Genomic DNA, 22265 nt, shown 5'->3' on the forward strand with positions numbered 1-22265 from the left:
ACGTGAAACGGTCCGCGCGGTCACCGGCCGGCCCCTCCCCGTCCGATCGCGCGGTGTCAGCGCCCTGCGGAGAACCGCAGGTATCGCGGCGGCACGGCCCGGGTGAGCCACACGCCGTTCGCACTGACGCGGAAGACATGACCGTCGCGGTGCATGGCGGCCGCGTCCACCGAGAGGACGACGGGCCGGCCCCGGCGGGCGCCGACGCGGGTGGCGGTCTCGCGGTCGGGCGAGAGGTGGACGTCGTGCCGGCTCATCGGCCTGAGCCCCTCGGCGCGGATCGCGTCCAGGTGGCGGGCGACGGTGCCGTGGTAGAGGTACGGCGGCGGAAGCGCCGGCGGCAGTCCGAGGTCGACATCGACGCTGTGGCCCTGGCTGGCCCGGATCCGGGTGCCCTCCACCGCGAAGCGCCTCTTGTCGTCGGTGGCGACCACGTGGTCCAGCTCCTCCCGCGTGAACCGGAAGCCGTGCGCGGCGCACGCGACGATCAGGTCGTCGATCTCCGCCCAGCCGCCCTTGTCGAGGGTGAGCCCGATGCGCTCCGGCTGGTGCCGCAGGTGCTTGGAGAGGTACTTCGAGATCTTCACGGTGCGTCCGTCGCCCGTCCGGCTGCCGTTCATCCCTCCAGCGTGCCGGGAGAGACGCGCATCACGCGACAGATTTCGCTTCCGATGTTTGATCCACAGCCAAGTGCGGTTATCCACAGGCGAATTGAAGATTCTGTGGACAACGGGCTCTCGACGCACAGGACTTGGGCACGACCGCCCTCGTGCGCGCCGGCCGGAGGCGAGGCGGCCGGAGGCGAGGCGGCCGGCGTCCGCGCCGGCGGCCTTCTCCGACGGGCGGTCCCGCCCGGCCGGGGTACCCGCCCTACGCCGTCGTCCGCGGCCTGTCGCCCTCCACGGACGTCACGAACTCGGTGATCCAGGCGGCCAGCCGGTCGGGCCGGGTGCGCGGAGCCCAGTGCCCCGCCGCAAGGGTGCGCCGGGTCAGCCGCGGCACCCACAGTTCCAGCTCGTCGTGGAGCCGCTTCGACAGGAACGGGTCGCCCAGCGGCGTGATGAGCTGCACGGGCGCGTGTGCGTACGCGTCCGTGCGCGGGGCGCGCAGCCGGGACCGCACGTTGTCGCGGTACAGCCACGCCCCGTGTGCCGCGTCGGACCGCAGCGAAGGGGCCGGGTAGTCGTCGGCGCGCACCTTCCCGGCGCGCTCGAGGATCCTCGGCCAGCAGGCGCCGAGCGGGCCGCGCCAGGCCAGCTCGGGCAGCACCGGCGTGTGCAGCAGACAGACGTACCAGGACCTGGCGCCCTGGCCGAGCAGCTGGGCGATCCGGCGCGGGGTGGGGCGCCTCAGGCGCTCGCCGAACCAGTGCCCGAGGTGGTCCAGGGACGGCCCGGACAGCGAGGTGAAGGAGGCGATCCGCCCCTCGGCGCGCCGGACGGTGACGAACTCCCAGGACTGCACCGAGCCCCAGTCGTGCCCCACCAGGTGGACGGGCCGGTCGGGGCTGACCGCGTCCGCGACCGCCAGGAAGTCGTCCGTCAGCTTCTCCAGCGTGAACCCGCCGCGCAGCGGCCGCGGCGCCGTCGAGCGGCCGTGGCCGCGGACGTCGTACAGCACCACGTGGAAGCGCCCGGCCAGCCGCGTCGCGACCTGGGACCACACTTCCTTGCTGTCCGGGTAGCCGTGCACCAGGACCACCGTCGGCCGGTCCGGGTCACCCAGCTCGGCCACGCACAGTTCGACCCCACCGGTCCGCACCCGGCGCTCGCGTGCACCCTCCACGTCACTCCTCCTCCGCCGGCCCCGCTCCGGGCCTCCCGGACTCCTCGAACGCCCTCGATCCCCGGGCCTCCCGGCCCTCCGGGTTCCCGGGCCTCGCCCCGGTACCCCGGACACCGCGGCGGACCCGGCCGTCCACCGGTCCCCGCCCGCCGCGCCACGCGCCCGCACCGCGGCACCGGGGCCCGGCAGCGATCACGGACCGCGCAGGCAGGGGGCCGCCGGACGGCGGACGGCGGCACCGGCGCGGAGCAGCCCAGGAGCGGGCGAGGACGAACCGGGACGGGAGCCGTGCCGCGATGAGACCTCGGGGTGACCCTCCGGGATCCGTACGACTCCAGGGGGAGGCCGAGACGGCTCTGCGGGCTGACGACCCCGGCGGCCCGCGTCACTACCGTCGAAGACGTGACTGTGATCGCGACCGAAAGCCTGAGCAAGCGGTTCCCCCGGGTGACCGCGCTCGACCGGCTCTCCGTGGACGTCGGGCCCGGTGTGACCGGACTCGTCGGAGCCAACGGGGCCGGCAAGTCCACACTGATCAAGATCCTGCTGGGTCTCTCCCCCGCCACCGAGGGCCGTGCCGAGGTGCTCGGACTCGACGTCGCCACCAAGGGCGCCGCCATCCGCGAGCGCGTCGGCTACATGCCGGAGCACGACTGCCTGCCGCCGGACGTCTCGGCCACCGAGTTCGTCGTCCACATGGCGCGCATGTCCGGGCTGCCGCCCGCCGCCGCGCGCGAGCGCACCGCGGACACCCTGCGCCACGTCGGCCTGTACGAGGAGCGCTACCGCCCCATCGGCGGCTACTCGACCGGCATGAAGCAGCGCGTGAAGCTGGCCCAGGCCCTCGTCCACGACCCGCAGCTGGTCTTCCTGGACGAGCCGACCAACGGCCTGGACCCGGTCGGCCGCGACGAGATGCTCGGCCTGATCCGCCGCGTCCACACCGACTTCGGCATCTCGGTCCTGGTCACCTCGCACCTGCTGGGCGAACTGGAGCGCACCTGCGACCACGTCGTGGTCGTCGACGGCGGCAAGCTGCTCCGCGCCAGCTCCACCACGGACTTCACGCAGACCACGACGACCCTGGCGATCGAGGTCACCGACAGCGACGAGCACCCGGACGGCACCCGCGCGGTGCGCGACGCGCTGCACACGCGCGGGGTGACCGTCGAGGACGGCGGCGGCCTGCCCGGCGCGGGCCGGGTGCTGCTGCTCACCGCGCGGGGCGAGGAGACGTACGACCTGGTCCGGGACGTGATCGCCGACCTCGGTCTGGGCCTGGTGCGCATGGAGCAGCGCCGGCACCACATCGCGGAGGTCTTCCGGAGCAGTGACGAACGCGAGCAGCGGAAGGAGGAGGCCGGCCATGGCGGTTGAGCAGCCCCCGGGAACGACGGTCGCCCCGTCGGGTGACCAGACCCGCATCCACGACATCGGCTACCGCACCTACGACGGTCCCCGCCTGGGCCGGGCCTACGCCCGCCGCTCCCTGTACTCGCAGTCCCTGCGCGGCGCCTACGGCCTCGGCCGCTCGGCGAAGTCCAAGGTGCTGCCGGTGCTGCTGTTCGTGGTGATGTGCGTGCCCGCGGCCATCATGGTCGCCGTCACCGTGGCCGCCAAGGGGAAGGAACTGCCGCTCGACTACACGCGCTACGCGATCGTCATGCAGGCCGTGATCAGCCTGTACGTCGCCTCGCAGGCACCCCAGTCCGTCTCGCGCGACCTGCGCTTCAGGACCGTGCCGCTGTACTTCTCGCGGCCCATCGAGACCGCCGACTACGTGCGCGCCAAGTACGCGGCACTGGCGTCGGCCCTGTTCGTCCTCACCGCCGCCCCGCTGCTGGTGCTGTACGCGGGCGCGCTGCTGGCCAAGCTCGACTTCACCGACCAGACCGAGGGGCTCGCGCAGGGACTCGTCTCGGTGGCCCTGCTCTCCCTGCTCTTCTCCGGCATCGGCCTGGTCATCGCCTCGGTCACCCCGCGCCGCGGCTTCGGCATCGCGGCCGTGATCGCCGCGCTGACCATCTCCTACGGCGCGGTCTCCACCCTGCAGGCCATCGCGGACGCGCAGGGCAGCACCGGAGCCATCGCCTGGATCGGCCTGTTCTCGCCGATCACGCTCATCGACGGCGTGCAGTCCGCGTTCCTGGGCGCGAGCTCCGCCTTCCCCGGAGGGGTGGGCCCGGGCACCGCCGAGGGCGTCGTCTACGTCCTCGTCTGCCTCGGCCTGATCGCCGCCGCCTACGGCCTGCTGACGCGCCGCTACAAGAAGGTGGGACTGTGACGACTCTCTCCCTGGACCACGTCTCCCGCTGGTTCGGCAACGTGGTCGCCGTCAACGACATCACGATGACGATCGGCCCCGGCGTCACCGGCCTCCTCGGCCCGAACGGAGCCGGGAAGTCCACCCTCATCAACATGATGGGCGGCTTCCTCGCCCCCTCCACCGGCACGGTCACCCTCGACGGGCAGCCCGTGTGGCGCAACGAGCGGATCTACCGGCACATCGGCGTCGTCCCCGAGCGCGAGGCGATGTACGACTTCCTCACCGGCCGCGAGTTCGTGCTGGCCAACGCCGAGCTGCACGGTCTGGGCGCCCGGGCCGCGCAGAAGGCGCTCGCCACCGTCGAGATGGAGTACGCGCAGGACCGGAAGATCGCCACCTACTCCAAGGGCATGCGGCAGCGCGTGAAGATGGCCTCCGCGCTGGTCCACGACCCGTCGCTGCTGCTGCTCGACGAGCCCTTCAACGGCATGGACCCGCGCCAGCGCATGCAGCTCATGGAACTGCTGCGGCGCATGGGCGACGAGGGCCGCACGGTGCTGTTCTCGTCCCACATCCTCGAAGAGGTCGAGCAGCTCGCCCGGCACATCGAGGTCGTCGTCGCGGGCCGGCACGCGGCCAGCGGCGACTTCCGCAGGATCCGCCGCCTGATGACCGACCGGCCGCACCGCTACCTGGTGCGCTCCAGCGACGACCGCGCCCTGGCGGCAGCGCTGATCGCCGACCCGTCCACGTCCGGCATCGAGGTGGACGTGACCGAGGGCGCGCTGCGCGTCCAGGCCGTCGACTTCGGCCGCTTCACGGCCCTGCTGCCGCGGGTGGCGCGCGACCACGGCATCCGCCTGCTCACGGTCTCGCCGTCCGACGAGTCCCTCGAGTCCGTCTTCTCGTACCTGGTCGCGGCGTAGGAGGCCCACGATGTACGACCCCACAGTCGCCCGGCTCACCTACCGGGCCCTGCTCGGCCGTCGCCGGGCCCTCGTCCTGGGCGCGCTGCCGCTGCTCCTGCTGGTGATCGCCGTGGCGGTGCGGGCCCTGGCCGGGGCCGACGACCAGACGGCGGCGGACGTGCTGGGCGGGTTCGCGCTCGCCACCATGGTCCCGATCATCGGCGTCATCGCGGGAACCGGCGCGATCGGACCGGAGATCGACGACGGCTCGGTGGTGTATCTGCTGTCCAAGCCGGTCAAACGGCCGGTCATCATCTCCACCAAGCTGATCGTCGCGATCGCCGTGACGATGGTCTTCTCCGCGGTGCCGACCCTGATCGCCGGCCTGATCCTGAACGGCAACGGCCAGCAGGTCGCCGTCGCCTACACGGTGGCCGCGCTCGTCGCCTCCATCGCCTACGCCGCGCTCTTCCTGCTGCTGGGCACGGTGTCCCGGCACGCGGTGGTGTTCGGCCTGGTCTACGCGCTGGTCTGGGAGGCCCTGTTCGGCAGCCTGGTCCCCGGGGCGCGCACGCTGAGCGTCCAGCAGTGGTCGCTGGCGGTGGCCCAGAAGATCTCCGACGGCGGGCTGGTGATCTCGGACGTCGGGCTGCCCACCGCGACGGTGCTGCTCGCGGCGGTCACCGTCCTCGCGACCTGGTACGCGGGGCGGAAACTGCGGTCGCTGACGCTCGCCGGGGAGGAGTAGCGGCCCCGGCCCGGACGGGGGTTCCGCCCCTGTCCGGACGCGCCGGGCGGGGAGGACGTTGTGGCGGGAAGGACGTCGCGGCCGGGCGGGGTAGTCCGCACGGCCCGCGGAGGGCCGCCGGGCCACCGCCCGCCCGGGTGGGCGGCTACGCCAGCAGCCGTTCCAGCACCACCGCGATGCCGTCCTCCTCGTTCGAGGAGGTCACCTCGTCCGCGACGGCCTTCAGCTCCGCATGGGCGTTGGCCATCGCCACTCCCCGCGACGCCCAGGCGAACATCGGGATGTCGTTCGGCATGTCGCCGAAGGCGATCGTGTCCGCCGCCCTGAGCTTCAGGCGGCGGGCGGCCAGCGACAGGCCCGTCGCCTTGGACAGGCCGAGGGGGAGCAGTTCGACTATGCCCTCACCGGCCATGGTGACCGTGACGAAGCCGCCCGCGGCCTGGTCGGCCACCTTGGCCAGTTCGTCGTCCGAGAGGGTCGGATGCTGGATGTAGATCTTGTTCAGCGGCGCGGTCCACAGGTCCGACGCGTCCGTGAACGGGATCGCGGGCAGCGCGCCGTGGACCTCGTACCCGGGGCCGACCAGCACCTCGCCGTCCAGCCCGTCGCGGCTGGCGGCCAGGAACAGCGGGCCGACCTCCGCCTCGATCTTCGCCAGGGCCACGCCCGCCAGCTGCCGGTCCAGGGTCACCGAGGTGAGCAGGCGGTGCTCCCCGGCGTGGTACACCTGCGCGCCCTGGCCGCAGACGGCGAGACCGTCGTAGCCGAGGTCGTCCAGGATGTGCCGGGTCCAGGGCACCGCGCGGCCGGTGACGACGATGTGCGCGGCGCCCGCCGCGGTCGCCGCGGCGAGCGCGTCACGGGTACGCCGGGAGATCGATTCGTCGGAGCGCAGCAGCGTGCCGTCGAGGTCGGTGGCGATCAGCCGGTGGGGAAAGCCCGGAGCAGCGGTCGTACTCACTCGGCGACCGGTTCCAGGATCTCCCGGCCGCCCAGGTAGGGGCGCAGCACCTCGGGCACGCGCACGGAGCCGTCGGCCTGCTGGTGGTTCTCCAGGATCGCCACGATCGTGCGCGGTACGGCGCACAGCGTGCCGTTGAGCGTGGCCAGCGGGCGGACCTGCTTGCCCTCGCGCACGCGGATCGACAGGCGGCGGGACTGGAACTCGGTGCAGTCCGAGGTCGAGGTCAGCTCGCGGTACTTGCCCTGGGTCGGGATCCACGCCTCGCAGTCGAACTTGCGGGCGGCCGAGGCGCCCAGGTCGGCCGAGGCGACGTCGATCACGCGGAACGGCAGCTCCAGCGAGGTCAGCCACTGCTTCTCCCACTCCAGCAGGCGCTGGTGCTCGGCCTGCGACTCCTCCGGAGCGACGTAGGAGAACATCTCGACCTTGTCGAACTGGTGGACGCGGAAGATGCCCCGGGTGTCCTTGCCGTGCGAGCCGGCCTCGCGGCGGAAGCAGGGCGAGAAGCCCGCGTAGCGCAGCGGCAGGCGGTCGGCGTCGATGATCTCGTCCATGTGGTACGCGGCGAGCGGCACCTCGGACGTGCCGACCAGGTACAGGTCGTCCTTGTCGAGGTGGTAGACGTCCTGGGCCGCCTGGCCGAGGAAGCCGGTGCCCGCCATCGACTGGGGGCGGACCAGCGCCGGGGTCAGCATCGGCGTGAAGCCGGCCGCCGTGGCCTGCGCCATCGCCGCGTTCACCAGGGCCAGCTCCAGCAGGGCGCCGACGCCGGTGAGGAAGTAGAAGCGGGAGCCGGACACCTTCGCGCCGCGCTCGACGTCGATGGCGCCGAGGAGCTGACCGAGTTCCAGGTGGTCCTTGGGTTCGAAGCCCTCGGCGGCGAAGTCGCGGATCGTGCCGTGCGTCTCCAGCGTGACGAAGTCCTCCTCGCCGCCCACGGGCACGTCCGGGTGGACGAGGTTGCCGAGCTGGAGCAGCAGCTGCTGGGTCTCGGCGTCGGCCGCGTCGCGCTCGGCGTCGGCCGCCTTGACGTCGGCGGCGAGCTGGCTCGCCTTCTTCAGCAGCTCGGCCTTCTCGTCCCCGGCCGCCTTGGGGATGAGTTTGCCGAGCGCCTTCTGCTCGGCACGCAGTTCGTCGAAGCGGACGCCGGACGACCTGCGCCGCTCGTCGGCAGACAGCAGGGCGTCGACGAGCGCGACGTCCTCTCCACGGGCGCGCTGGGAGGCGCGCACACGGTCGGGGTCCTCACGGAGCAGGCGAAGGTCAATCACGCGGTCAAGGCTACCGGTGCGGGGTGACAGCCCACGACCCGCTGTTCCGGGTGCCGTTCCGACCGGGACTCGCATTCCGTTACGAGCGAAATGCCCCGGGTTCCGACGGCTGTCAATAAAAGGTGCCGAGCTCCCCGGAACGGGTCGGACGATAGGCGGCCGGTTGACTCGTCTCCCTTGTGAGGAGCGGGACTTGAGTCCGGTTGTCCACAGGCGTCCACACCTTCCGAAAGGTTATCCACAGGCTGTGGGGAAGATCTGTGGACTTCGGAATTGATCCTTCCGGAAACTGCGTTCGCGCCTCGAAATTCACGGTGCAAACCCACTCCACCCTCACTTTCGAGTGGAAAAAGGTCACCCGGAAGAGTTGCCGAAGGGAAAACGCCGAACGAAGGCCGATCCGCGGGCCGGTGGACGCCGCACAGGTCCACAGGGTGATTTGTCGACTCTGTCGCCCCTGGCGGCAGGCTTGTCCCCAGGCCCGGGGACCCGCCTGTGGATAACGTCTGTGGACAACCGAAGGTATGCAGGTAGGACCGGTCAGGCCCGCTCGGTACCGGCGGCCCCGGTCCCTAGAACCGGCCGTCCTGGCACCGCGCCACCCAGTCCGCCGCCGCCACGAACTCCTCGTCGGAGGTGCCCGGCAGCGGGCGGCGTACGTCCGCCACGGCCACGTCCGCGCGCGGATACGAACCCAGGAAGCGTACCTGGAGGCAGATCCGCTTCAGGCCCATCAGGGCCTCGGCGACCCTGCGGTCGGAGATGTGGCCCTCGGCGTCGATGCAGAAGCAGTAGTTGCCGATGCCGGCACCGGTGGGGCGGGACTGCAGCAGCATCAGGTTGATGCCCCGCGTGGCGAACTCGCCCAGCAGGTCGCGCAGGCCGCCGGGGTGGTCGTCGCGCTGCCACAGCACGACGGACGTCTTGTCCGCGCCGGTCGGCGCCGCGGGCCGGGCGGGCCGGCCCACCAGCACGAACCGCGTCTGGGCGTTCTCCGCGTCGTGGATCCCGGTCTCCAGCGCCTCCAGCCCGTACCGGGCGGCGGCGAACTCGCCGGCGAAGGCGGCGTCGTACCGCCCCTCCTGGACCAGGCGGGCGCCGTCCGCGTTGGAGGCGGCCGACTCCCAGACGGCGTCCGGGAGGTTCGCCCTCAGCCAGTTGCGCACCTGCGGCTGCGCGGCCGGATGGGCGGTGACCGTCTTGATGTCGGACAGCTCGGTGCCGGGGCGGACCAGCAGCGCGAAGGTGATCGACAGCAGCACCTCGCGGTAGATCATCAGCGGCTTGCCCGCGACCAGCTCGTCCAGGGTGGTGGTGATGCCGCCCTCGACGGAGTTCTCGATCGGCACGAACGCGGCCTCGGCCTCCCCGTTCCGCACCGCGTCCAGCGCGGACTGCACGGACACGTACGGGACGAGTTCCCTCGTGGCCGCCTCGGGCAGGGTGCGCAGGGCGACTTCGGTGAAGGTGCCCTCGGGGCCGAGATACGCATAGCTCGCTGCCATGAGCTCACCCTAATGGGCCGCGGCCGGACGCCGGGTGCGCTTGCCGTCCCGGCCACTCCCCGGGGCGACACCCGCCCTCCTTCGTGCTCCCGTGAGGCGACCCTCATCCCTCCAGCAGCCGCTGCCCCACGTACTCCCCTTCGGCCGCTCCCCCCGGCACCGCGAACAAGCCGCTCGCCTCGTGCCGGATGAACGGCGACAGGGCGTCTCCCCGGTCCAGCTTGCGCTGCACCGGCACGAAGCCGCGCAGCGGGTCGGCCTGCCAGCAGATGAACAGCAGTCCGGCGTCCGGGGTGCCGTCGGCGTCGAAGCCGTCGTGGTACGAGAAGGGGCGGCGGAGCATGGCCGCGCCGCCGTTCTGGTCGGGCCGGGTGATCCGGGCGTGCGCGTTGACGGGGACGACCAGGTTGCCCCGGGCGTCGGTCTTCTCCAGGTCCATCTCGGTCGTCTCGGTGCCCCCGGTGAGCGGCGCCCCGTCGGACTTGCGGCGTCCGATGACGGCCTCCTGCTCCTCGACCGGGAGCCGCTCCCAGTCGTCGAGGAGCATGCGGATCCGGCGGACGACGACGTAGGAGCCGTTCGCCATCCAGGCCGGCTCCCCGGACTCGGGGACGAAGATCCGCCGGTCGAAGTCGGAGTCCGTCGGCGCGGGGTTGCGGGTGCCGTCGATCTGGCCCATCAGGTTGCGGGTCGTCATGGGCCGTGAGGTGGCGCCCGGCGAGCGGTTGAAGCCGTTCATCTGCCAGCGGACCCGGGCGGCGGAGCCGGCGTCCTTCTGGATCGCGCGCAGGGCGTGGAAGGCGACCAGGGCGTCGTCGGCGCCGATCTGCACCCACAGGTCGCCGTTGCTGCGGGCCTTGTCGAGATGGTCGGAGGAGAAGGCGGGCAGCGGGTCCAGGGCGGCCGGGCGCTGCTTCTCCAGCCCGGTCCTGCCGAAGAAGCTGTGGCCGAAGCCGAAGGTGAGGGTCAGGGACGACGGCCCGGCGTCGCGGGCCACGTCCGTGTCGCCCTGGGCGGCCGGCTCGCCCGTCATCAGCCGCCGGGCCGTCTCCGACCAGCGACGCAGCAGCGCGGCGGCCTCCCTGCGGCCGGCGCCCGCCGCCAGGTCGAAGGCGACGAGGTGTCCGCGCGCCTGCATCGGCGTGGTGATGCCGGGCTGATGTTTCCCGTGAAACATCACCCGGCCGGCGCCGAGCGAGGTGAGCGGCACGGCCTCGGCGGGCCGGGCCGCGTACCCCGCCGCCGCGCCCGCCGCACCGAGCACGAGCCCGGTGGCGCCGGCGGTGCCGAGGAGCCGGCGACGCGAGATCCCCTCCCCGGGGGCCGTCCCGGAGCGGGCCCCCGGCCGGGGCCCCGCCGCGGACTCCTCCGGGGACACCCGTGAGGACTCCTCGGCGGGTTCCTTCGCGGGGCTCTTCGCGGACCCCCGCAGGGATCCCTTCGAGGACCCGTTCGACGACCCCTTCAGGGCGCCTTCCCGGGCCCCCCCGGGGGCCGTCTCGGGGGTACGGGCCCCCGGAATGGACTGGTCAGCCATGGTGCGGTTCAGCCGATCTGCGCGTTCTTGGAGACGGTCACCTGGTCGATGTCGGAGGTCCGCACGGTCGCGGCGATCTTCCAGTCGCCGCCCATGGGGATCTGCACTCCGCTCGCCGACCAGTGTCCGGTGGTGATGTGGTCGGGGACGACGGGCAGCGGCCCGATGTCCCGGGACGGGAGGGTGAGAGCGATCTTCAGCTCGGGGACGTCGAAGGCGCGGCCGTCGGGCCGCTCGACGTAGACGTGCAGGGTGTTGCCGCCCACGCGCGCGGGGTCGAGGTCGATGCGCACGACGCCCTCGCCGTCCTCGCCGCCGGTGTCGAAGGGCAGGTCCAGGGTCAGCGCCCCGGACGACGACGCGGCGGACGAGGCGGCCGCCCGGGCCCCCTCCTCGGTGCGTCCCGGCTCGGTCTGGGTCAGCGCGGTGGTGACGGCGAGCAGGACGACGGCGACGCCGGCCTCGGCGAGCACCGAGCGGCGCAGCCCGGACCGAGCCGGGTCGGCGTCCCGCAGCCGCTTGCGGCGCGCGGCCTCCACCGCGGCCCGCTGCCGGGCGAGCTGGGCGGCCCGCTCGGGGTCACCGGCGGCGGCCCGGACCGCGACGCGTTCCTTCCCGGGCTCCGCGACGTGCTCCTTCCCGGGCTCCGTGACGTGCTCCTCGCCCGGTTCCGCGGCGCGGTCCCCGGCCGGTTCCGCGGCCCGTCCGCGCACCGCGGCGGGTCCCGCCTCCGCCAGCCGCGCCGTCCACCGCCGCGAGAAGGACGCGACGCCGACCAGCACCACCACGAGCCCGAGCTTGACGAGCAGCAGCTGCCCGTACCGGGTGTCGGTGAACGCCGTCCACGAGCCGAGCTGGCGCCAGGACTGGTAGATCCCGGTCGCGGCCAGCGCGAGCACGCTGCCGAACGCGACCCGCGAGAACCGGCGCACGGCGACGGCCTCGACGGGCGCCTCCCCGGGCGTCCGGTACAGCGCCACGAGCAGGGCGGCGAGCCCGCCGAGCCAGGCGGCGACGGCGAGCAGGTGCACGATGTCGACCGGCATGGCGACGCCGGGCTGGAGCCCGGTGGAGGCGTGCTCGGCCATCGCCCAGCTCGCCGCGAGCCCGGCCGCGACGACGGCCCCGCCGACGGCGAGCCCGAAGGTCAGGTCCCGCTTCTCCTTGGCCGCCTCCTCGTCGCCGGTCCCGTCCGTGCCGTCCGCGTCCGCCACCTGCTTGGCGTACGCCCCGAAGAGCACGGCGATGAACAGCGCCGCCGCCGCGAGCAGCAGCAGCCGGGACACCAGCGAGGCGCCCGCCTTGGTCTGCAGCACCTGCCCCAGCAGGGTCAGGTCGAAGACGTCGCCGAGCTTGCCGGAGCCGGTGTAGGAGCCGCGCAGCAGGAGCAGCAGGAGGGTGGCCGCGGTGAGCGCGAGCCATCCGGAGACGACCAGCCGCTGCACCGCCCGCACCCCCGAGCCGCGCTGCCAGCAGGCCAGGACGAAGGCGGCCCCGCCGGCCAGCACGACGAAGCCGGCGTACGACACGTACCGCCCGGCGCCGTACAGCAGGCCGACGATCCCGCCGCCCGCCTCCTGGCCGGCCACCGGGACGGAGGTCTTGGACGGGGCGCCGATGGAGAAGGTGAAGGCGCCGGCCACCGGGTGGCTGTCCGCCGACACCACCCGGTAGGTCACCGTGTACGTGCCGTCGGGCAGGCCGGAGTGCAGCCGCACCGTGTACGTGGTGCCGCCGGCACCGGCCGGCTCGCCGTCGTCGACGCGCTTGCCCCGGGGGTCGAGCACGCGCAGCGCGTCGCCGTCCACCGCGACCCGCTCGGAGAAGGTCAGCGAGACCTGGGCCGGGGCCCGGTCGACCACCGCCCCCTGCCGGGGGTCGCTGCCGGTCAGCGCGGCGTGCGCGGAGGCGGGGCCGGCGCCGGCGAGCAGCGCGCCGGTGACGGCCAGGAGCAGCAGCACCAGGGTCCGGACGCGGGGGGCGATGGTCTGCGTCAAGGTGGTCCCTCCCTCAGTGTCCGGTCGGCGGGGTGTAGGTGGCCGGCTTCACCGGTATGTCGACCCGGACGGGGTCGGAGTGGGCGAAACGCAGCTCGACGGAGACCGTCTCACCCTCCTTCGGGCGGCGCCTCAGTTTTTCGAACATCAGATGGTCGCCGCCGCTTTCCAGGACGAGCCGGCCGTGCGCCGGGACGGTGAGGGCGCGCACCTCCCGCATGGTCCCGTCGGCGGTCTCGTGCACCGTGACCTCGTCCGCGGCATCGCTCGTGACCGAGGTCAGCCGGTCCTCGGCGCCGCCCTCGTTGGTGATGGTGAGGAAACCGGCCGCCATGGAGGCGGAGACCGGCTGCGGCATGTAGGCGGCGCTGACCGAGAGGTCGGCGGCGTCCGCGCCGTCCCCGCCGCAGCCCGCGAGGAGCAGGGCGCCGGCGAGCGCCGCGGCGGGCCCCGCGAGGCCTCTCACGGCTTCTCCCCCTTGACGATCCGGGGGAGGTCCCGGGTGTAGTCCTCGACCGTGGCGTCCTCGCCGTAGAGGACGTACCCGTCGTCGGTCTTCGGCGAGAACGCGACCACCTGGGTGCCGTGGGTGGAGACGACCTTGCCGTTCTCGTCCTTGTGCGGCGCCTCGATGGAGATGCCGAGGGTGCGGGCGCCGGCCTGGACGGTGGCGAAGTCGCCGGTCAGGCCGACGATCTGCGGATCGATGCCCTTGAGCCACTTGCCGAGTTCGGACGGGGTGTCGCGCTCGGGGTCGGTGGTGACGAACACGACGCGCAGCTCGTCCTGTTCCGCCTCGGGCAGCTGCTTCTTGGCCACCGCGATGTTGTTCATCGTCAGCGGGCAGACGTCGGGGCAGTGGGTGTAGCCGAAGTAGACCAGCGTCGGCTTGCCCGCCGTCTCCTCGCGGAGGTCGTACTTCTCGCCCCGGGTGTCGGTGAGGACCAGGTCCGGCTTCTCGAACGGCTTGTCGAGGACGGTGGCGGCCCGCTGGGCGCCCGCCTCCTCGGAGACCACGGAGACGGGCTGGGCGGCGGTGTCCTCGCCGCCGCCGCACGCGGTCAGGGTCAGGGAGGCGGCGGCGAGCAGCGCGGCCGCGGCGAACGTCTTCTTGCGCATGGAAAAATGTCCCAGATGTGAGTGTCCGGTGTGCGCCGGGGTCGTCCGACGCCCGGCGCACACCGTGAAGGGGGGGATCAGGCGCCGGCGCGCCGGCGCTGGGCGAGCACGCCGTACGCCACGCCCACCGCGCCGACGACGATGCCGACGATGCCGAGGACGCGGGCGGTGGTGTCGGTGCCGTCGGAGGAGTCCTCCTCCTCGGCGGCGGTGTCCGTGGCGGCGGACCGGGCGTCGTCGGAGGACTCCTCGTCGGACGAGTCGTGCGCGTGCCCGTCCTCGGAGGCGGCGGACAGCTCCAGCACCGGGGCCGGGTTGTCGGGCTCCTCCTGGCCCTCTTGGGGCACCTCGATCCAGCGCACGACCTCGTCGTTGGAGTACGTCTGGACCGCCTTGAAGACGAGCTGGTCGGCGTCCTCGGGCAGCGCGCCGACGGAGACGGGGAACTTCTGGAAGAAGCCGGGCCGGATGCCCTTGCCGTCGGCGGTCCAGGTGACCTTGGTGACGGCCTCGTCGATCTTCTCGCCGTGCAGTTCCAGGGGCTTGTCCAGCCGGGACTTGGTGACCTCGACGGTCCAGCCGGCGACCGGCTCCGGCATCACCGAGGCCAGCGGGTGGTCGGTGGGGAAGGAGACCTCCAGCTTGGTGGTGGAGGCGTTGTCGCGCTCGTTGGGGACCTTGAAGTCGACGACCGCGTAGCCGCCCTTGGCGGCCGGGCCGTCCGGCTGCACGGTGACGTGCGCGAAGGCGGGGGAGGACAGGACGAGGACGGCGGCGCCGGCGGCGGCGCCGGCGGCGACACGGGAAGCCTTCACGGCCTTCGTGGCCTTCATGACAGGAGCACTCCGCTTCGAGTGAGGTGGACGACGAGGAGGGATGCGCGCGGGACGGGCTTTTGGCACGGGAGCCCGCCAGGGGCACCGGGAACGGCGGACACGGGCACCGGGAAGGCGGCCGGACGCCGGGGACGGCGAACGGGCACCGGGCCGGAGCGGGCCGCCGCAGGCCGCGGCGGAACGGGCCGCGGGGCGCCGGGCCGGGGCGGGCCGCCGGAAGGCGGCGGCGCGCGCGCGTGCCGCAGGACGGCCGCGGCCCTCCCCGCTTCCGGGGTGCGGAGGGCGGAGCGGTGTCGTGGCGCGTCAGGCGGCGAGGGCGAGGGCGGCGGCCGGCGGGCCGCGCCGGATCACCGTGTGCTGGAGTGCGGCGGTGTGCGGGCACGGCGGCGCGAGCAGGGCGGTACGGGGCGGGCGCGGACCCGCCCCGGGCGCGGCCGGGAGCCCGGCGTGCAGGGCGCGCACCAGCGCGAGCGCCCCGCGCAGGGACCGTACGAGCGCGCCCTCGGCGACGGTGTGCGCCGACAGGTCGACGAGCCGCGCCACGGCCAGATCCCCGTGGCGCAGCAGCCAGCCGGCGGCGATCGCCGCGAGGACGTGGCCGAGCAGCATCGGCAGGGACGGCAGCAGCGCCGCCGGGGAACCGGCGGCGGCCGACAGGGCGTCGGCCGGGTGGTGCGCGGTGCCGGTCTGGAGGCCGGTGTCGGGACGGAGCCGGGCGTCGGCGAGGATGCGCTGCGCCTGGGCCGGGCTGATCGCCGCCGCGGTGGTCCCGCACACCAGCCGCGCCGCCTGTTCGACCAGCGTGGCGTCGGCAGGGGGGTCCGCGACCGTCGCCGTGCCGTGCCGGCCCATCCCGAACAGCGTGTGCAGCGCGGTCTGGCCGGCCGCCAGCAGCGCCGCGGTCCCGGGCAGCGAGCGCGCGCGTCCGGCGAGCGGCGCCGCGACCACGAACGCCCCGAGGAATCCCGCGCCCAGCGTCCACAGCGGAACGGTGGCGTAGGAGGCCAGGGAGTGCCCCGCCGCGGCCAGCACGACGCAGACCGCGGCGAACACCGCGGCCCGCAGCATCCGGAGGCCGTCTCCGGAGCGCGCCGTGCGCTGGTGGGGGGCAGTCATGGCGGGCTCATCATCCCACTGGTCGCCGCCCCGCCGTACGGCAGGTCCGCAAGATGCGCTACGACCGGAAGGTCACCGTCTGAACCGTCTGGTACCACCCGTCCCGCATACACCCGGCACGGCGGCGGCACATCCGCCGTATGGGCGGTATCACGCGAACTCTGCGCTTACGTTCGAGCACGGGGGGCAATACGTAACGGTATGTCGAGCCGCGGCCGGGAGGCTGGAGCATGAGCATCTGGTGGTCACTCCATCTGCGGCGGGAGGCCGCGAGCGTGCCGCTGGCCAGGCGCATGCTGCTCGGCACCATGGAGACCGCGGGCGTCGACCCCGAGATCTCCTACGACCTGTCCGTCGCCCTCAGCGAGGCCTGCGCCAACGCGGTGGAGCACGGCGGGGGCAGGGGGCGCGGCTGCTCCGAGGCGTACCGGGTCACCGCCTATCTCGACGGCCAGATGTGCCGCATCGAGGTCACCGACGCGGGCCCCGGCTTCCCCGCCCCGGGCGCGCCGGCGGTCCGCCCCGCGCCCGTGGACGCCGAGCACGGCCGGGGCCTGTGCCTCATCCGGGAACTCGCCGACCACGTCCACATCGGCAGCGCACCGGGCCGGAGCGGCGCGGTGGTGAGCTTCGACAAGACCGTGAAGTGGCGCAAGGGCGCGCCCCTGGCAGCGGTGTGACGTCCGGGGCGCGCCGCGGCCGCCCGGCCCGCCGCCGCGTCGGGCCCCCGGCGCGGTCCGGCGCCGGACCGGGAGCCGTCCACGGAAGCCCCCGGGCACGGGAACCCCGGCGCGCGTCGGCCGCCCCCGGACGCACCGATGGCCGAGCACCCCGCGGGGTGCCCGGCCATCGCGTCGTACCGGCCCGTGACCGGCGCCGCGGGGCCGCCGCTCAGCCCTTCAGGGCCGCCATCCACGCCTCCACCTCGTCGGACCGGCGCGGCAGCGCCGCCGACAGGTTCCGGTTGCCGTCCTCGGTGACCAGGATGTCGTCCTCGATCCGCACGCCGATGCCCCGGTACTCCTCGGGCACGGTCAGGTCGTCGGCCTGGAAGTACAGCCCCGGCTCGACGGTGAGCACCATGCCCGGCTCCAGGACGCCGTCCACGTACGTCTCCGTCCGCGCCGCCGCGCAGTCGTGGACGTCCATGCCGAGCATGTGCCCGGTGCCGTGCAGCGTCCAGCGGCGCTGCAGCCCCAGCTCCAGCACCCGCTCCACCGGGCCCTCGACGAGCCCCCAGGCGACGAGCTTCTCGGCCAGCACGCGCTGCGCCGCGTCGTGGAAGTCGCGGTACTTGGCGCCCGGCCGGACGGCCGCGATGCCGGCCTCCTGGGCCTCGTACACGGCGTCGTAGATCTTCCGCTGGATCTCGCTGTAGCGGCCGCTGACGGGCAGGGTGCGCGTGACGTCGGCGGTGTAGTACGTGTGCGTCTCCACGCCCGCGTCCAGCAGGAGCAGGTCGCCGGAGCGGACCGGGCCGTCGTTGCGCACCCAGTGCAGCGTGCAGGCGTGCGGGCCGGCGGCGGCGATGGTGCCGTAGCCGACGTCGTTGCCCTCCACCCGGGCACGGAGGAAGAACGTGCCCTCGATGTAGCGCTCGCTCGTCGCCTGCGCCTTGTCCAGGACCTTCACCACGTCCTCGAAGCCGCGCACGGTGGAGTCGACGGCCTTCTGCAGCTCGCCGATCTCGAAGTCGTCCTTGACCAGCCGCATCTCGGAGAGGAAGACCCGCAGCTCCTCGTCCCGCTCGGCGGTGACCTTGTCGGTCAGCGCGGCCTCGATGCCGGCGTCGTGGCCGCGCACGACCCGCACCGGCCCGGTCGCCTCGCGCAGCCTGCCGGCCAGCTCGCGCACGTCGGAGGCGGGGATGCCGTACAGATGCTCGGCCTCGGCGAGGGAGTGGCGGCGGCCGACCCACAGCTCGCCCTGGCCGTCCAGCCAGAACTCGCCGTTCTCCCGGTCCGAGCGCGGCAGGAGGTAGATCGTGGCCCGGTGGCCGTCGGCCGTGGGCTCCATGACCAGGACGCCGTCCTCGGTCTGGTTGCCGGTGAGGTAGGCGTACTCGACGGAGGCCCGGAAGGGGTACTCGGTGTCGTTCGACCGGGTCTTGAGGTTGCCCGCGGGGACGACCAGGCGCTCGCCGGGGAAGCGCGCGGACAGCGCCGCGCGGCGCGCGGCGGTCCGGGCGGCCTGCGGGATCGGCTCCAGGTCGCGCAGCTCGGTGTCGGCCCAGCCGCTCCGCATGTTCTCGGCGAGCTCGTCGGACACGCCCGGGTACAGGCCGTTCTTGCGCTGCTTGATGGGCTCCTCGGGCGCTTCCGGGTCCGCTGCGGCGGCAGCGGCACCGGACACCGCCGGGGTGAGTTCCTCGGCCACGGTCATCCTCCTCGATACGGCACTGGACCCTCCCCCGAGCTGTCGGCTCCGCTCGAGCAGGGGGCACCCCACCGAACTGCCGGCTCCGCTCGCGCGGGGGGCGCTCCCCCGAGCTGTCGGCTCCGCTCGGACGGGAGACACCCCCATCATCGTACGGTCGTGCGGGAGCGGGGACCGGGCCGCAGGAACGCGGGCCCGCTACTCGAAGTGCGCCGCGAGGAGCACGACGTCCTCCCCGCCGCCGGCCGCGTCCGCGGCGTCCGGCAGCACGGTCCGCAGGACGTGGTCCGCGACGGCGCCGGGGTCGCGCCGCACCGCCCTGGGCACGCCGGCCGCCGCCGCGTGCAGCCGGGCGAAGGCGCGGTCGGCGGGGTCGCCGGTGCGCTGGAGCAGCCCGTCGGTGTAGAGCAGGACCGTCTCCCCCGGCTCCGCGTGGATCTCCACGCTCGGCGCCTCCCAGCAGGCGAGCATGCCCAGCGGCGCGGAGACGGAGGTCTCCACGAACTCCGTGCGCCGCCGGCCGATCAGCAGCGGCGGGCTGTGCCCGGCCCCGGCCAGCGTGATCCGCCGCAGGGCCGGCTCGCAGTAGCCGAACAGGGCGGTGGCCGAGCGGGCGGGCTCGGTCAGCCGCAGCAGCAGCTCCAGGTCGGACAGGACGGCGACCGGGTCCTCGCCCTCCATCACGGCGTACGCCCGCAGGGACGCCCGCAGCCGGCCCATCGCGGCGACCGCGCCGGGCCCGGAGCCGGTGACGGACCCGACGGCGAGGCCGAGGGCGGCGTCCGGCAGCGGCAGCGCGTCGAACCAGTCGCCGCCGCCGCGCGGTCCGGTGCGGTGCCGCGCGGCGAGCCGGACGCCGGGCACCCGCGGCAGGCGCGTGGGCAGCAGTTCCTCGGACATCGTCGCCATGCGCGCGCGTGTGCGCTCGACCTCGACGAGCCGGGCGAGGTGCTCGGCGGCGTACCGGGCGTACAGGCCGACGAGGTGGCGCTGCCGCTCGGCGGGCTCGGCGGGCTCGTCGTAGAGCCACACGGCGACGCCCAGCCGGCCCGTGGACTCGGGCGACAGGGGGAGGGCGTAACTGGCGGCGTAGCCGAGGCGCGCGGCGACCTCGCGGTGGCGCGGGTCCAGGCCCTCCTCGGCGAACAGGTCGGGCTGGGCGACGCCGTCCGCGCAACCGGGCGGGCCGTCGAGGATCCGTCCGTACGGGGTCGCGCCGCGCGGCACGGTCTCCAGGTGGCCGAGGTCGGCCCGGCCCAGGCCCAGGCCGGTCGTGGTGGCGGGGCCGAGTCCGTCGCCCGGCTCCAGCACGAGGAGGCCGCGCCGGGCGCCCACCAGGGCGGCTCCGGCGCGCAGCACCTCCTGGAGCGCTTCGGGGAGCGCGCCGGTGCGGGCCAGCCGTCCGGTGAGTTCGTGGAGGGTCGTCAGGTCCGACACCCAGCCGGCCAGGCGGTCCTGGAGCAGGGCGCCGGGAGGGGGCGCGGGAGGGAGCGGGGCGGCGGGGGAGGAACCCTGCGCGGCGGGCGCGACAGTCTGGGCGGGGGAGGGAACCGTTGAATCGATTCCGGCCACTTTCGGAGGGTGCGGAGCGTTCATGGTGTCCGGCTTTCCGGCCGGTGCGTACTGCCCAAAAGCATCGCAAACCCCCATGTCGTTCTGCGCCGCCAGCAGTGTCTCCACATGTACACGGACTCGTGAGGGGATGTCCAGCATTGTCCTGCGGGGATTACTGGTGTCCCGGGGACTTGTGTGATCTCTTTGTCGCAGGGCAAAGTTGGCTTGAAACTGCTCCGGTCAACGGCTTGTTGCGGTCGACTGGGCTTGCTCCACGGAGCGTCACAGCGGTTGTGATGGGTACGTACTCGGTGAAAGGCCAGGGGTGACCGAGGGTCACCCGGGAACCTGGTGACCGACCCGGGCGTCTTAACCACCGACGACCGTGCCCCATCCTCCCGTGACGGAGGCGGAGAGACATACGCGGGCGGCAAAACGCCAGACTTCGCCACCCCACGCCACGGCCATGCTTTTGACAGACGCGGCATGGACGGGGACGCAGCCCACGCTCGGCCCGTAGGGGTTCCCCTCGCCTCCGGCGGGGGTGTGATGCGCCAACAGGTACGCACAGTGAAGTGATCGACACATGTTGTGATGTGGACCACGGTGTTGCCAGCGGTGCAACGGAAAGGAACGAGCGCTCATGCGCGAGATCCTCGGAAGGCGACGCAGGCTCCTGTCCCAGCGGAAGGACGGAAAGCCTGAGCCGGTCAGCGCGGCCCTGACCTTCGCGACGCGATGGCAGTGGCCCGTACTCCCGGGCGTGACGGCGAACCCGCAGGGGCGGTCCCGCTGCGGCTGCCCCGACCCGGAGTGCACGGTGCCGGGCGCACACCCCTTCGACCCCGGCCTCCTCGCGGCCACCACCGACGCGCGCATGGTGCGCTGGTGGTGGACCAACCGGCCCACCGCGCCGATCATCCTGGCCACCGGCGGCAGGGCGCCGTGCGCGGTCTCCCTGCCCGCGCTGCCGGCCGCCCACGCCCTGGAGGCGCTGGACCGCGCCGGCATGCGCCTCGGCCCCGTCGTCGCCTCCCCCACGCGCTGGTCGATCCTCGTGCGGCCGTACTCCATGGAGCAGCTGGGCGAGCTGCTGTACGCCAAGGACTTCGTGCCCGGCTCCCTCCGCTTCCACGGCCAGGGCGGCTACCTCGCGCTGCCCCCGTCCGAGACGGGCCACGGCGCCGTCCGCTGGGAGCGCGCGCCGCTGCCGGGCTCGGCCGCGCCGTGGGTGCCGGACGTGGAGGCCGTGGTGGACGCCGCGGTCGAGGCCCTCACTCGTACGGGTGTGAGCGCGCCCGAGTTGTAGGGGTGTCGGCGCGCGCGGGACTCGGCTCCCGCCCGTGGTCGTTATCGTCCGCTCCATGCCGCTTCGTTCTGGGAAGCACGGCGCCGGAGACGGGGCGCACGGAACCGGGGGCCGGGGGCGTGACGCCGACGGGCCGGTGCGTCGCGCCGAGGGACGGCCGGGGGACGACGACAGGCCGGTGCGCCCCGCGCCGGGCCCGCCGCCTCGCGGGGAGCGTCGCCGGGCGCTCCGCGCCGGGCGTGCGACGCGCCGGCCGGGACCGGGACGCCGCACGGCCGGCCGGCACCGCGCCGGGGCCGGGAGACACCGTGCCGCGAGGCCGCCGCAGGCCGTCCACGACGGGCCGGATCCCCGGCGTGTCCGTCTGCTGGTGCTCATCGGCGTCGTGGCGTGCGCGGTCGTCCTGCCGCTCGCCGTGGCGTCCGCGGGGTCCGCGGGATTCGGGGCGGCCGTGGGATCCGCGGGGGAGGAGGGCCGCCCGGCCGCACGGTTCCCCGCGCGGAGCGGTGACACCGCGGCGCCTGCCGGCGGCGATGCCGCGCTCCCCGGCGACGGCAAGGCGCGCGCCGCCCGCCCCGCCCCCTCCCCGCCGCGCCTGGATCCCGGCCGGGCCACCGCCGTGCGCTGTGGTCCCGAGATCGCCGCCCCCGGCGGCGTCGAGGCGCAGACGTGCGTCCTGACGCAGGGCGAGGAGACCTGGGCGCGGACCTACTACCGCAACCTCACCGGCGACGCGCTGCACGCCGTGCTGAGCCTCCTGGGACCCGGCTCCCGCGCCGTGCGGCTGCACTGCGCGGTGGGCGCCGGGGGCGAGCCGGGGCTGTGCGAGACGCCCCGGGAGCGTCTGCGGGCGGCGCCGGCCGCCTACACGGCCGTCACGGAGTTCGCGCGCCGGACCGGGAGCGGGCCGCTGCTGCTGCGGTCCGCGAGCAACTCGCCCGTGGAAACGGGGAGTTGACGGGCGACTGCGCACC

19 protein-coding genes and 1 pseudogene are annotated in these 22265 nt (G+C 74.0%); 7 read left to right on the plus strand and 13 right to left on the minus strand.

The window, feature by feature from the left end; genetic code table 11:
* Window positions 1-56 precede the first annotated feature (56 nt).
* Entirely contained in the window at window positions 57-620 is a 564-nt protein-coding gene (locus ABD363_RS07075; RefSeq protein ID WP_344600734.1) for an RNA 2'-phosphotransferase, read from the minus strand.
* Window positions 621-873: 253 nt separating this feature from the next.
* Window positions 874-1785 (minus strand): annotated as a pseudogene (locus tag ABD363_RS07080) (alpha/beta fold hydrolase); the annotation flags it as partial.
* Between the two features lie 363 nt (window positions 1786-2148).
* Between ABD363_RS07080 and ABD363_RS07085 the strand changes: the two are divergent.
* From ABD363_RS07085 to ABD363_RS07100, 4 genes are read left to right on the plus strand one after another with little or no spacing between them, the layout of a single operon-like run.
* Window positions 2149-3162 carry an ABC transporter ATP-binding protein gene (locus ABD363_RS07085; protein WP_425577950.1) on the plus strand — a complete coding sequence of 338 codons (1014 nt, stop codon included), beginning with the start codon at window positions 2149-2151 and terminating at the stop codon, window positions 3160-3162.
* Window positions 3152-4069, plus strand: coding sequence for an ABC transporter permease (locus tag ABD363_RS07090; protein ID WP_344600736.1), 918 nt, complete (start codon window positions 3152-3154; stop codon window positions 4067-4069). The genes ABD363_RS07085 and ABD363_RS07090 overlap by 11 nt, the downstream gene beginning before the upstream one ends.
* Window positions 4066-4977 carry an ABC transporter ATP-binding protein gene (locus ABD363_RS07095; RefSeq protein ID WP_344600738.1) on the plus strand — a complete coding sequence of 304 codons (912 nt, stop codon included), beginning with the start codon at window positions 4066-4068 and terminating at the stop codon, window positions 4975-4977. The genes ABD363_RS07090 and ABD363_RS07095 overlap by 4 nt, the downstream gene beginning before the upstream one ends.
* A gap of 10 nt (window positions 4978-4987) precedes the next feature.
* The gene (locus ABD363_RS07100) at window positions 4988-5707 is read left to right on the plus strand and encodes an ABC transporter permease subunit (protein WP_344600739.1); all 720 of its coding nucleotides are present in this window, start codon (window positions 4988-4990) and stop codon (window positions 5705-5707) included.
* A 145-nt stretch (window positions 5708-5852) separates the two neighbouring features.
* Here ABD363_RS07100 and ABD363_RS07105 read toward each other — a convergent pair whose 3' ends face one another.
* From ABD363_RS07105 to ABD363_RS07145, 9 genes are all read right to left on the minus strand, one after another.
* A complete protein-coding gene (locus ABD363_RS07105; RefSeq protein ID WP_344600740.1) occupies window positions 5853-6668 on the minus strand; it encodes an HAD family hydrolase in 816 nt (271 codons plus the stop codon).
* Window positions 6665-7942, minus strand: a complete 1278-nt coding sequence (serS, locus tag ABD363_RS07110; protein ID WP_344600742.1) for a serine--tRNA ligase — start codon at window positions 7940-7942, stop codon at window positions 6665-6667. Before serS ends, ABD363_RS07105 begins: the two co-directional genes overlap by 4 nt.
* Window positions 7943-8514: 572 nt before the next feature.
* Window positions 8515-9447 carry a prephenate dehydratase gene (pheA, locus tag ABD363_RS07115; protein WP_344600744.1) on the minus strand — a complete coding sequence of 311 codons (933 nt, stop codon included), beginning with the start codon at window positions 9445-9447 and terminating at the stop codon, window positions 8515-8517.
* Between the two features lie 103 nt (window positions 9448-9550).
* Complete coding sequence (gene efeB, locus ABD363_RS07120; protein WP_425577947.1) at window positions 9551-10984, minus strand: iron uptake transporter deferrochelatase/peroxidase subunit; 1434 nt, start codon at window positions 10982-10984, stop codon at window positions 9551-9553.
* A gap of 8 nt (window positions 10985-10992) precedes the next feature.
* Window positions 10993-12981: a copper resistance CopC/CopD family protein gene (locus ABD363_RS07125; protein WP_344600748.1), complete on the minus strand. Its 1989-nt coding sequence runs from the start codon at window positions 12979-12981 to the stop codon at window positions 10993-10995.
* Window positions 12982-12994: 13 nt separating this feature from the next.
* Window positions 12995-13447: a copper chaperone PCu(A)C gene (locus tag ABD363_RS07130; RefSeq protein ID WP_344600750.1), complete on the minus strand. Its 453-nt coding sequence runs from the start codon at window positions 13445-13447 to the stop codon at window positions 12995-12997.
* Window positions 13444-14100, minus strand: coding sequence for an SCO family protein (locus tag ABD363_RS07135; RefSeq protein ID WP_344600752.1), 657 nt, complete (start codon window positions 14098-14100; stop codon window positions 13444-13446). Before ABD363_RS07135 ends, ABD363_RS07130 begins: the two co-directional genes overlap by 4 nt.
* Window positions 14101-14177: 77 nt before the next feature.
* Window positions 14178-14915, minus strand: coding sequence for a YcnI family copper-binding membrane protein (locus tag ABD363_RS07140; protein WP_344600811.1), 738 nt, complete (start codon window positions 14913-14915; stop codon window positions 14178-14180).
* A 324-nt stretch (window positions 14916-15239) separates the two neighbouring features.
* Window positions 15240-16052: a hypothetical protein gene (locus ABD363_RS07145; RefSeq protein ID WP_344600754.1), complete on the minus strand. Its 813-nt coding sequence runs from the start codon at window positions 16050-16052 to the stop codon at window positions 15240-15242.
* Window positions 16053-16282: 230 nt separating this feature from the next.
* Between ABD363_RS07145 and ABD363_RS07150 the strand changes: the two genes are divergently transcribed.
* Entirely contained in the window at window positions 16283-16732 is a 450-nt protein-coding gene (locus tag ABD363_RS07150; protein ID WP_344600755.1) for an ATP-binding protein, read from the plus strand.
* Between the two features lie 211 nt (window positions 16733-16943).
* On the opposite strand, the gene ABD363_RS07155 is transcribed toward ABD363_RS07150, so the two are convergent.
* Both ABD363_RS07155 and ABD363_RS07160 read right to left on the minus strand, forming a co-directional pair.
* Window positions 16944-18428, minus strand: coding sequence for an aminopeptidase P family protein (locus ABD363_RS07155; protein ID WP_425577948.1), 1485 nt, complete (start codon window positions 18426-18428; stop codon window positions 16944-16946).
* 198 nt (window positions 18429-18626) lie between these two features.
* Window positions 18627-20141, minus strand: a complete 1515-nt coding sequence (locus ABD363_RS07160) for a PP2C family protein-serine/threonine phosphatase (protein WP_344600759.1) — start codon at window positions 20139-20141, stop codon at window positions 18627-18629.
* A 484-nt stretch (window positions 20142-20625) separates the two neighbouring features.
* On the opposite strand from ABD363_RS07160, the gene ABD363_RS07165 reads away from it, so the two are divergent.
* Complete coding sequence (locus tag ABD363_RS07165; RefSeq protein WP_344600760.1) at window positions 20626-21291, plus strand: bifunctional DNA primase/polymerase; 666 nt, start codon at window positions 20626-20628, stop codon at window positions 21289-21291.
* 370 nt (window positions 21292-21661) lie between these two features.
* Entirely contained in the window at window positions 21662-22249 is a 588-nt protein-coding gene (locus ABD363_RS07170; protein ID WP_344600762.1) for a hypothetical protein, read from the plus strand.
* Window positions 22250-22265: the final 16 nt, after the last annotated feature.

This window comes from Streptomyces glaucus (assembly GCF_039533365.1).
GTDB classification, from domain to species: domain Bacteria; phylum Actinomycetota; class Actinomycetes; order Streptomycetales; family Streptomycetaceae; genus Streptomyces; species Streptomyces glaucus.